The sequence below is a fragment of the Chryseobacterium sp. X308 genome (assembly GCF_020733145.1).
In the GTDB taxonomy this organism is placed as follows: domain Bacteria; phylum Bacteroidota; class Bacteroidia; order Flavobacteriales; family Weeksellaceae; genus Chryseobacterium; species Chryseobacterium cupriresistens.
Window position 1 is genome coordinate 1 of record NZ_JAJFZH010000045.1, and the last position, 10,837, is coordinate 10,837.

General features: G+C 37.0%; 9 protein-coding genes. 5 read left to right on the top strand and 4 right to left on the bottom strand.

Annotation, left to right across the window (positions count from 1 at the left end; all coding sequences use genetic code 11):
- The first annotated feature begins 149 nt into the window (after nucleotides 1-149).
- From LIV57_RS22570 to apaG, 4 genes are all read left to right on the top strand, one after another.
- Nucleotides 150-1,190, top strand: a complete 1,041-nt coding sequence (locus LIV57_RS22570) for an SRPBCC domain-containing protein (RefSeq protein WP_227944408.1) — start codon at nucleotides 150-152, stop codon at nucleotides 1,188-1,190.
- A 125-nt stretch (nucleotides 1,191-1,315) separates the two neighbouring features.
- Nucleotides 1,316-4,132 (top strand): 2-oxoglutarate dehydrogenase E1 component, encoded by a 2,817-nt coding sequence (locus tag LIV57_RS22575; RefSeq protein WP_227944409.1) that lies wholly within the window; start codon nucleotides 1,316-1,318, stop codon nucleotides 4,130-4,132.
- Nucleotides 4,133-4,171: 39 nt separating this feature from the next.
- The gene (gene odhB / locus LIV57_RS22580; protein WP_110010291.1) at nucleotides 4,172-5,425 is read left to right on the top strand and encodes a 2-oxoglutarate dehydrogenase complex dihydrolipoyllysine-residue succinyltransferase; all 1,254 of its coding nucleotides are present in this window, start codon (nucleotides 4,172-4,174) and stop codon (nucleotides 5,423-5,425) included.
- A 79-nt stretch (nucleotides 5,426-5,504) separates the two neighbouring features.
- Nucleotides 5,505-5,894, top strand: a complete 390-nt coding sequence (gene apaG, locus LIV57_RS22585; RefSeq protein ID WP_062675055.1) for a Co2+/Mg2+ efflux protein ApaG — start codon at nucleotides 5,505-5,507, stop codon at nucleotides 5,892-5,894.
- A 65-nt stretch (nucleotides 5,895-5,959) separates the two neighbouring features.
- On the opposite strand, the gene LIV57_RS22590 is transcribed toward apaG, so the two are convergent.
- From LIV57_RS22590 to LIV57_RS22600, 3 genes are all read right to left on the bottom strand, one after another.
- Nucleotides 5,960-6,514, bottom strand: coding sequence for a 3'-5' exonuclease (locus LIV57_RS22590; protein WP_227944410.1), 555 nt, complete (start codon nucleotides 6,512-6,514; stop codon nucleotides 5,960-5,962).
- Between the two features lie 231 nt (nucleotides 6,515-6,745).
- Nucleotides 6,746-7,723 carry a glycosyltransferase family 2 protein gene (locus LIV57_RS22595; RefSeq protein WP_227944411.1) on the bottom strand — a complete coding sequence of 326 codons (978 nt, stop codon included), beginning with the start codon at nucleotides 7,721-7,723 and terminating at the stop codon, nucleotides 6,746-6,748.
- Nucleotides 7,724-7,729: 6 nt separating this feature from the next.
- A complete protein-coding gene (locus tag LIV57_RS22600) occupies nucleotides 7,730-8,614 on the bottom strand; it encodes a lysophospholipid acyltransferase family protein (protein ID WP_227944412.1) in 885 nt (294 codons plus the stop codon).
- An 82-nt stretch (nucleotides 8,615-8,696) separates the two neighbouring features.
- Here LIV57_RS22600 and LIV57_RS22605 point away from each other — a divergent pair, with 82 nt between their 5' ends.
- Nucleotides 8,697-9,269 (top strand): thioredoxin family protein, encoded by a 573-nt coding sequence (locus LIV57_RS22605; protein WP_227944413.1) that lies wholly within the window; start codon nucleotides 8,697-8,699, stop codon nucleotides 9,267-9,269.
- Between the two features lie 82 nt (nucleotides 9,270-9,351).
- On the opposite strand, the gene LIV57_RS22610 is transcribed toward LIV57_RS22605, so the two are convergent.
- A complete protein-coding gene (locus LIV57_RS22610) occupies nucleotides 9,352-10,713 on the bottom strand; it encodes an aldehyde dehydrogenase (protein WP_227944414.1) in 1,362 nt (453 codons plus the stop codon).
- Nucleotides 10,714-10,837: the final 124 nt, after the last annotated feature.

Genomic DNA, 10,837 nt, shown 5'->3' on the forward strand with positions numbered 1-10,837 from the left:
ATCAAAAAAAATAGTAATGATCTGCACAATAGTAACTTCCAGCTTCCTGCACCCCGCTTCCAGCCTATAACAAGGTTAATTATTGTTAAACATATAATCAGAGTGATCAGCATATTGGTCACTCTTTATATTTGTATTATTTTTGTGCGATGCGTATTTTTAAAATCTTAGCTGTAATTATTATCCTTTTGGGAGGAGCTTATGCTGCTTCCATGTATTATTTTGTGGACGAAAGTAAAAACTTTACGATTGAAAAAGAGATCGATTATCCTGTAGATAAGGTTTTTGCCCAGTTTAATAATCTTCAGAATTTTACAAGATGGAATAATTTTTTTACCAGCTCACCGTCTATAGACATTGATTATTATACGCCTTACGAAGGGCAGGGAAGTGCCATCAGCTATGCAGACCCTAAAAATGATACCGGCGGAGAAATGTTCATCAGGTATGAAAACCTCAATAAAACATTGAAATACCAGCTTTTTGAAGATGAAAACGAAAATCCGACATTGGTTGACGTTAAATTCAAACCAGTTTCTGCAGAAAAAACAAAAATTATCTGGTATGTCCACACCCCCAAATTAGCGGTCTGGAGAAGAGTGCAAAACTTCTGGACTGAAGACCGTTTTGCTGAAAATATCAACAAAAGTATGGTGAATCTTAAAAATTCTTTAGGAAATAAAGTAGAAAAAGATAACCAGATGGCGGCTATCAAATATGATAGTCTAATGGTGGAAAATGAAGAAGACAAGCTGTTGTTGGGAATTAATGTAAGTACTTCAAACAAGAAAGATGCTCTTTACAAAAATATCGTCATAAATTATAACAAAGTCTATAATTTTGTGACAATGGATCTCGGGAAAAGAGATGATGAATTCGGGTACCCGATCCTGATCACTGACGCCGATAATTACAAAGATAAAGAGGTTTCTTATTTCCTCGGAATTCCACTTTCCAAGAAAATCGGAGTGTCTGATAACAATTTCAATTTTAGGTCCGTAAATCCGTCTCAAAATTATGTAATTTACTACAAAGGGAACTACGAGGGGCGAATTCGGGCCATTCAGCAGCTCATTCAGAAAGCTAAAAAAGACGAGATGCGCTTCGGAGATATCTGCCAGACCTTTATTGAACGTCCTATGGAAGGTCAGGAGGTGAATGTTAAGCTCTCATTATCAGTGTATAAGTAATTTTTTTTTAATTTATTTTTTCTTAAGTTTTTTTAACGGTCTCAGACTGTTCTAACTCGGTTTTTTTTATTAAATTTGAAGATTAATTCTACAAATAAATTTTAATAAATAGATAAACTGTAATAATGGACAGATTTTCATTCCTAAACGCAGCTCATTCTCAGTTAATTGAGGATTTATACCAACAGTACTTAAAATTCCCGGACTCTCTTGAACCATCATGGAAAGCTTTCTTTCAAGGCTTCGATTTTGCTTTGGAGAACTACGGAGATGACGATAACACTCAATTTATTCAGGCTTCAGCCAATGCTGCCCCGGCAGTTCAGCAACAGATTTCTCAGGCAGTATCCAACGGAGAAGTTCCTGAGCACATCAAGAAAGAATTTAAAGTAGTAAACCTTATCGAGGCTTACAGAACAAGAGGACACCTTTTTACAAAGACTAACCCTGTTAGAGAAAGAAGACACTATACCCCAACTTTAGACATCGAAAATTTCGGTCTTTCTAAAGAAGATTTAAATACAAAATTCAACTGTGCGGTTGAAACAGGAATGAAAGAGCCTGCTACGCTGGCAGACCTTATCAAGCACCTTGAAAACATCTACTGTGATTCTATCGGGGTAGAATACATGCACATCAACAACGTTGAAGAAAAAGATTTCATCAAAAGATGGCTTCAGGTAAATGAAAACCACCCAAGTCTTTCTGCCAACGAAAAAACAGAAATTTTATTAAAATTAAATCAGGCGGTAGCTTTTGAAAACTACCTTCATACAAAATTTGTAGGACAAAAAAGATTCTCATTAGAAGGAGGCGAAACATTAATCCCTGCTTTAGATCAGCTGATCTCAAGATCTTCTCAGTTAGGAGTAGATGAAGTGGTATTAGGAATGGCTCACAGAGGAAGACTGAATGTCCTTACCAACATTTTCGGAAAATCTTACAAGCAGATTTTCTCAGAATTTGAAGGAAAAGAATTTGAAGAAGATGTATTTTCAGGTGACGTTAAATATCACTTAGGATCATCTAAAAAGATCAAAACAGCTTCAGGAGAAGAAGTGTCCATCAACCTTACTCCGAACCCGTCTCACCTTGAAACGGTTGCTGCCCTTGTAGAAGGTATCTGCCGTGCAAAAGTAGATGACAAATACAAAGATTATTCTAAAGTATTGCCAATCATCATCCACGGTGACGGAGCTATTGCAGGACAGGGAATTGCTTACGAGGTTGCTCAGATGATGACGCTGGAAGGATACAGAACAGGAGGTACTGTTCATATCGTTGTCAATAACCAGGTTTCATTTACAACCAATTATATGGACGCAAGATCTTCAACATACTGTACAGACATTGCGAAAGTTACAGAATCTCCTGTAATGCACGTCAATGCTGACGATGCTGAAGCGGTTGTTCATGCCATCCATTTTGCTGCTGATTTCAGAGCGAAATTCGGAAAAGACGTTTATATCGACCTTTTAGGATACAGAAAATACGGTCACAACGAAGGGGATGAGCCAAGATTTACTCAGCCTAACCTATATAAAACCATTTCAAAACACCCGAATCCAAGAGAAATTTATAAAGATAAATTGCTTAAGGACAGCATTACTTCAAACGATGTAATCGCTAAAATGGAAACGGAATTCAAAGCGCTGCTGGATAAAGATTTTGATGCTTCAAAAGAGATTGAGAAAAACGTTATGGATGTGTTCATGGCTGAAGATTGGGTAAATTATCCAATTGGCAAGAAAGGAGCAGTTCAGTCACCGGTAGATACAAAATATGATCTGGCAAAACTGAAAGAACTGGCACTTAAAATGTCTACACTTCCGGCAGACAAAAAGTTTATCAATAAAATTACAAGACTTTTTGAAAACCGTATCAAAGCTATTGAGGCCAACTCATTAGACTGGGCGTTAGGAGAGTGGTTAGCCTATGCAACACTTCTTGTAGAAGGTCACAATGTAAGAATCTCCGGAGAAGATGTGGAAAGAGGTACATTCTCTCACAGACATGCTGTAGTAAAAACAGAAGATACGGAAGAAGAATATATCCCGTTAAGACACGTTTCTGAAAACAGATTTGATGTATTCAACTCTCACCTTTCAGAATATGGTGTACTTGGTTTCGACTACGGATATGCAATGGCTTCTCCAAATACATTAACCATCTGGGAAGCTCAGTTCGGAGATTTCGTGAACGGTGCTCAGATTATTGTTGACCAGTATCTGGCAGCTGCAGAAGAAAAATGGAAAATCCAGGACGGATTGGTAATGTTATTGCCTCACGGTTCAGAAGGTCAGGGAGCAGAGCACTCTTCAGCAAGATTGGAGAGATTCCTTACTCTTTGTGCTAACGAAAATATGGTAGTAGCCAATATTACTTCACCTGCCAACTATTTCCACTTATTGAGAAGACAGTTGAAATGGTCATTCAGAAAGCCATTGATCGTAATGAGCCCTAAATCTCTGTTGAGACACCCTAAAGTGGTTTCTCCGCTTGAAGATTTTGCAAACGGTGCATTCCAGCCGGTATTAGACGATCCTGCTGCAGATCCTAAAAAAGTAGAGAAATTAGTTCTTTGTTCAGGTAAACTGTACTTCGAATTATTGGCGAAGAAAGAAGAACTGAACTGTGAAAACATTGCTTTGGTAAGATTCGAGCAGTTATATCCGCTTCAGACAGATGCTATTGAAGCCATCTTCAACAAATATGAAAACAGAAAACAACTGGTGTGGGCTCAGGAAGAACCTGAAAACATGGGGGCATGGTCTTATATCCTGAGAAACTTCAGAGATACAGGAATCCAGGTAGTTGCTCCGGTACCAAGCGGTGCTCCGGCTCCAGGTAGCCACAAAATGTTTGAGAAAAACCAAAATGCAGTGATCAACAGAGTTTTCGACAGAGATGATGCTCCTGCAAAAAGACCCGTTACAGCTTAATTTAAATAATAATCAATTAAAAAATAAAAAATACTCGATATGTCAGTTTTAGAAATGAAAGTTCCTTCACCGGGCGAATCAATTACAGAAGTTGAAATTGCAACTTGGCTTGTAAAAGATGGTGATTATGTAGAAAAAGATCAACCTATCGCCGAAGTGGATTCAGATAAAGCAACTCTTGAATTGCCAGCAGAACAAAGTGGTGTTATCACTTTAAAAGCAGAAGAAGGTGATGTGGTACAAGTAGGTCAGGTAGTTTGTTTAATTGATATGGATGCTAAAAAGCCGGAAGGTGCTGCACCTGCTGCTGAAGCTCCAAAACAGGAAGAAGCTCCGAAAGCTGCTGAACCTGCTAAACAGGAAGCTCCAAAACCTGCTGCTCCGGTAGCTGCACCACAAACTTATGCAACAGGAGCTCCATCTCCGGCTGCTAAGAAAATCCTTGATGAAAAAGGAATGGATGCTGCTCAGGTTTCAGGAACAGGAAGAGACGGAAGAATTACTAAAACTGATGCTGAATTAGCAGCAGTACCTGCATTGGGAGGAAGCCCTCTTACTGCAACAGGTTCAAGATCTACTACAACTACTAAACTTTCAGTTTTAAGAAGAAAAATCGCTCAGAGATTAGTTTCTGTGAAGAATGAAACAGCGATGTTAACTACTTTCAACGAAGTTGACATGTCTGAAATCTTCAGATTGAGAAAACTATATAAAGAAGAATTTGCTCAGAAACACGGAGTGGGACTTGGTTTCATGTCTTTCTTCACAAAGGCTGTTACAAGAGCATTACAAATGTATCCTGATGTAAACGCATCTATCGATGGAGATTTCAAAGTAAACTATGATTTCTGCGATATCTCAATTGCGGTTTCAGGTCCTAAAGGATTAATGGTTCCTGTATTGAGAAATGCAGAAAACATGTCTTTCAGCGCTGTTGAAGCCAACATCAAAGATCTTGCTACTAAAGTAAGAGACGGTAAAATTACAGTTGATGAAATGACTGGTGGTACTTTCACCATTACAAACGGTGGTACTTTCGGATCTATGATGTCTACACCAATCATCAACCCTCCGCAATCTGCAATCTTAGGAATGCACAACATTATCCAGAGACCGGTTGCTGTTGACGGACAGGTAGTAATCAGACCAATGATGTATGTAGCCATGTCTTATGACCACAGAATTATCGATGGTAAAGAATCTGTAGGATTCCTTGTAGCGGTAAAAGAAGGTATCGACAACCCTGTTGAAATTCTAATGGGTGGTGACGAAAGAAAAGGCCTTGGATTATAGTTTTTAATAAAATTATAACATAATATATGATCTCGCCTTAAAAAAGGCGAGATTTTTGTATTTATTAAGAAAATACTACATGATGTTTTCAAAAATGACTTCCAATATCAAAGTTTCAGTAATACCTGAATATGATAGTAAAAACAGTTATCCATCCGAAAACCGTTACGTTTTTAAATATAATATCACGATAGAAAATGACGGAAGCTTTCCTATCAAAGTATTGAAAAGAAAATGGTTGATTTTTGATGTCGGATTCGGATACACAGAAATTATAGGCGACGGAGTGATCGGATTGACTCCCGAGATAGGAACCAATGAAAATTTTGCTTATTTTTCCAATGTGATGCTTCGTTCCGGAGTAGGGAATATGAGCGGGAAATACCTGGTTAAAAACATGGAGACACAGGAAACTTTTGAAATTGATATTCCAAAATTCAATCTTTTGTCTGAAGTGTTGAGTAATTAATAACAGATGTCCTGTCAGAAAGTACAGGTTTTTACAAAGAACCCGGGTTCTATTTGTTAAGATAACTAAAGCTTTTTAATTTTTGCTTTCATATACTCATTTACTTCATCATTACTGGTGAGGAAGAGTTTTTCAAATGCCAGTAAAGATATTTTGGCACATACTTCCGCATCAGCTCCTGCTCTGTGATGCGTAAAATCAATTTGATGATATTCAGCTAGTGGCTTCAGTCCATATTTAGGAAGATAATTCCATGATTTCTTGGCAAGCTGAATACTGCAAAGATAGTTCAGTTTGGGAGTAAACATTCCGTAATGCTCCAGACATCCCCTTAAAACAGAGGCGTCAAAGCCTGCATTATGAGCAATCATGAGACTTCCGTACATCATATCCTGAGCTTCATACCATATTTCATCAAAGGTAGGAGCATCTTTTACATCTTCAGGTTGAATACCGTGCACCGCAATGTTGAATTTACTGAAATAGGGAAAACTCGGAGGTTTGATCAGCCAGGTCTTTGTTTCTACAATTTTAGAATCCTGTACGATACAAATCCCCATCTCACACGCTGAACTTTTTTCGTGTGTTGCCGTTTCAAAATCTATTGCACAGAAATCCATTGTTTTAAAATTATAATTTGTTGCGGGTTGCGGGTTGTTTTTTATTGCTGGCTCTCTGGTTTAAGGTTCAAAGTTTAAGGTTCAAAGTTTAAAGTTTAAGGTTTAAGGTTTAAGGTTAATTAAAGTTATAAATTTTTACTTAATAAATCCTTAGTTCATGATAGGTAAGAAAGTCGTAATTTTCAACCAATCCCTAATCCCTGATTTCTATGACCTGCAACCTATAACCTCTCATCTTCCACCTAAAAAATGCTTGAAAATCAGCCATTTTGATTGATAAAAATCCTTCTTCTGATGGCTTTGACGAAGTTTCCAAGTTCCCGGAATGTGACTATAAAACGCAAAGTGAGCTCTCAATACAGCCCACAGATGGGGAATGCCATACTTAATTCCAAAATACACTCCGGCGATGCCATCTAAGCATAGTCTGATTAAAATTATCAAAATTACCTGTGGAAAGGGAAGGTTTTTAAGCATCATGGAAAGATTATTTCTCATGTTTAAATAAGTCTTCTGTGCACTCTGCTTGTTGAGTGTTCCACCACCTACATGATAAACTTTGGAGTTTCCTGTATAATAAATCTTTTTTCCTGAATTAATAAGCCTCCAGCAAAGGTCAATTTCCTCCTGGTGAGCAAAAAATCTGGCATCAAAACCATTCTGCTCCCAAAAATCTTTTGAGCGGATGAAAAAACAGCATCCTGATGCCCAGAAGATCTCTGTTTCATCGTTATACTGGCCTTTATCTTCTTCCAGATCATCAAAAACCCTTCCTCTACAGTACGGATACCCAAGATTATCTATCAATCCGCCGGCAGCTCCGGCAAATTCGAAATAACTTCTGTTATGAAAAGATAAAATTTTGGGCTGTATTGCGGATATAGCAGGATTGTTTTCTAACAATTCCAACACAGGTTCTGTCCAGTTTTCAGTAACTTCTACGTCGGAATTTAGAAGACAGTAATATTCATGTCTGATGGATTTTAATCCTTCATTATAGCCGCCTGCAAACCCATAGTTCTGATCATTTTTAATAATATGTACTGTGGGAAAATTCTTTTGTAGAAACTCAACAGAATCATCCGTAGAAAGATTGTCTATCACATAGATGTCCGCATTCTGAGAAAATTGAACCACACCCGGAAGAAATTTCTCAAGCCAGTTTCTGCCGTTCCAGTTTAAGATGGCAACTGCCAGTTTTTTCTGCATGTCAACCTATTTTTTTTCGGAATCAAAGTTTTTGATAGAGTCCTGATATTTCCATTTTCTGTGTGACCAAAGGTAATTGTCAGGATATTTGTGTAAAGTGTTTTCCAATAATTTATGAAATTTTCTCACGACCTCATTTTCTGTAAACTTTTCACCATCCGGATATATTCTGTGATAATTAACCTGATAATAACCGCGTTTTACTTTTTTCATTTCACAATAGATGAATACAAGATCCATTCTTGTGGCAAGCCTGTCATAACCTATGAAAGCAGGAGTACGTTGATTCAGAAATTCTAATCCGTAAGTGACATGAGCATGGTGAGGCGTTTGATCAGCGACAAACATATAAGCTGAGTCACCGTTGTTTTTAGATCTGAAAATATTCAGAATAACCTCATTGGCTTCCAATGCTTCGTTTCCAAATTTGTTCCGGACTTTCTTCATCTGATTTTCCCAGAAATCACTGTTTACTTTTCTGTAGACCGGATGACAGTGCGCCTGAGGAATAATTCTTGCCAGTGCATTGATCCATTCCCAATTGAAAACATGACCTGCCAAAAGAATAATATTTTTTCCTTCCGCTTTAGCTTCGTGAAATAAATGCTGATTGATGTGCTGCATTCTCACTCTGGATTCTGTTTCCGAAATGCTGAAAGATTTAATCGTTTCTACCAGATAATCTGAAAAATTAAGGTAGAATTTCTTTCGGATCTTTTTAATTTCTTCTTCAGATTTATCCGGAAAAGAGTTTCTAAGGTTTTGAGTAATAACCTCTTTTCTGTATCCCACAATATAATAATTCAGGAAGAAGATAACATCCGAAAAAACATAGAGTATTTTCAGCGGAAGCTTTGAGATCAGGAATAATATTTTGATTAGAAAATTCATAAAACACGCAAATTTAGTGATAATAAAATTATGGTTCTATTTTTGCTAAAGGATATATGTTATTTTTTTTTACTTTTATATTATGAAAAAATTGATAATATTCGCTTTCCTGGGATTAAGTACTTTTGCTTTTTCGCAAAATGCAAAAAATTCGCCCGAAAAAGGAAAACAAAAAACAGCTCTTACAGTGCCTGCAGAGGAGGCTAAATTAGAAGCTCAGAAAAAGGCAGCCGAAGAAAAGGCTAAGCTTCTTAAACCTTATGACCCAAAAGCTGATGCTCAGGCTGATATTAATAAACTGGTTGCCCAGGCTAAGAAAGAAGGAAAGAATGTGATGATCCAGGCTGGTGGAAACTGGTGTATCTGGTGTCTTCGTTTTAATAATTACGTACAGACTACTCCTGAACTGAAGGAATTAGTAGATAAGAATTATGTATACTACCACCTGAACTTTTCTCCGGACAATAAGAATGAAAAGGTTTTTGCCCAGTATGGAAATCCGGGCGAAAAATTTGGTTACCCGGTTTTTATCGTTTTGGATAAAGATGGGAAAATGATTAAGGTTCAGCAAAGTGATGTTCTGGAAGAAGGAAAAGGGTACAGTAAAGAAAAAGTAAAAGAATTCTTTACTACCTGGGCCCCAAAGAAAGGATAAAAATATAAAACTGCTTCAGAAATGAGGCAGTTTTTTTATTTTCTGGTTAGTATAAGGGTATAAAAATACTAATCCGTACAAATTATAATAGCTTTTTAATCCAGCTTAATTTTTTCTCTGAATAAGGCGGATATTTGATATCCGGTTCTCCCCAGGTTACTTTTTCAAGAACTGCTTTTGGGTGTGAAAAGGTTTCAAAACCATATTTCCCATGATAATTTCCTATTCCTGAATTTCCTACGCCTCCAAAAGGAAGATGATCATTGCTTAAATGCATCACGGTATCATTGATACAGCCTCCTCCGAACGACAATTTACGGGTGAAGTTTTCTTTTTCTTCCGAATCATTAGTAAAAAGATAAGCGGCCAGCGGTTTTTCAAGTTCTAGAACAGAATTAAGAGCTGCATTGTAATTTTGAAAACTGATGACAGGTAGGAGCGGTCCAAAAATCTCTTCCTGCATAATGTCATCATTCCAGTCTATATGATTTAGAATAGTGGGTTCTATATAGAGTTTTTCTTCATCAAAATTTCCTCCTGAATAGATTTTTTCTTTATTGATAAGATGTATAAGGCGCTGGAAATTCCTTTGGTTGATAATTCTTGTGTATTGTTCAGAACCAGGCTCATATTGAAACTCTTTGATATATTTTCTCAACATCTCAAGAAACTGTTCCTGAATAGTTTCTTCCACTAACAGATAATCTGGAGCTACACACGTTTGTCCGGCATTGATAAATTTGCCCCACACAATTCTTTTGGCTGCTATTTCGAGATTGGCATTTTTAGTGACAATAGCCGGAGATTTTCCGCCAAGTTCCAGGGTTACAGAAGTTAGGTGCTCTGCAGCTGCCTTGTAAACAATCTTTCCGACTTTTGTACTTCCGGTAAAGAATATTTTATCAAACCTTAGTTTTAAAAGTGCGGTTGTCTCCTCAATACCTCCTTCATATACATACAGATATTCAGGCGGAAAGTTTTCATTGATGATTGCTGCCATTGCTTTCATTGTATTCTCTGCTATTTCACTAGGCTTCAGGATACAGCAGTTTCCGGCAGCCATTGCCGCAATAATGGGAGAAAGTGACAGCTGATAAGGATAATTCCAGGCTCCGATGACGAGTACACAGCCAAGCGGGTCAGCGTAAATTTTACTGCTTCCCAATTGGTTGACAAGATTGGTTCTGACTTTTTTAGGCTTTGAAAGGGATTTTAAGTTCTTAAGATAATAATTGATATCATTCAGAATAAAAGACAATTCGGTGGTGAAGGTATCAAATTTTGATTTTCCAAAATCCTTGTTAATAGCCTCATACAGCATATTCTCATGAGAAATAATAAGGTTTTTAAGCTTTTCAAGATACATTTTCCGGAAAGCAAGGCTTTTGGTTTGCTGTGTTTTGAAAAAATCTCTTTGCTTCAGTAGAATACTCTCAATTTCCATCGGTGACTTTTATATTATTAAACGTTCTTATTTTCTGGATCGTATAGGTTGGAAATTTATTAATAATAATTAAATATTGATCTAAATAAAATCATTTTATATTATTTTTTAATTAACATAATGA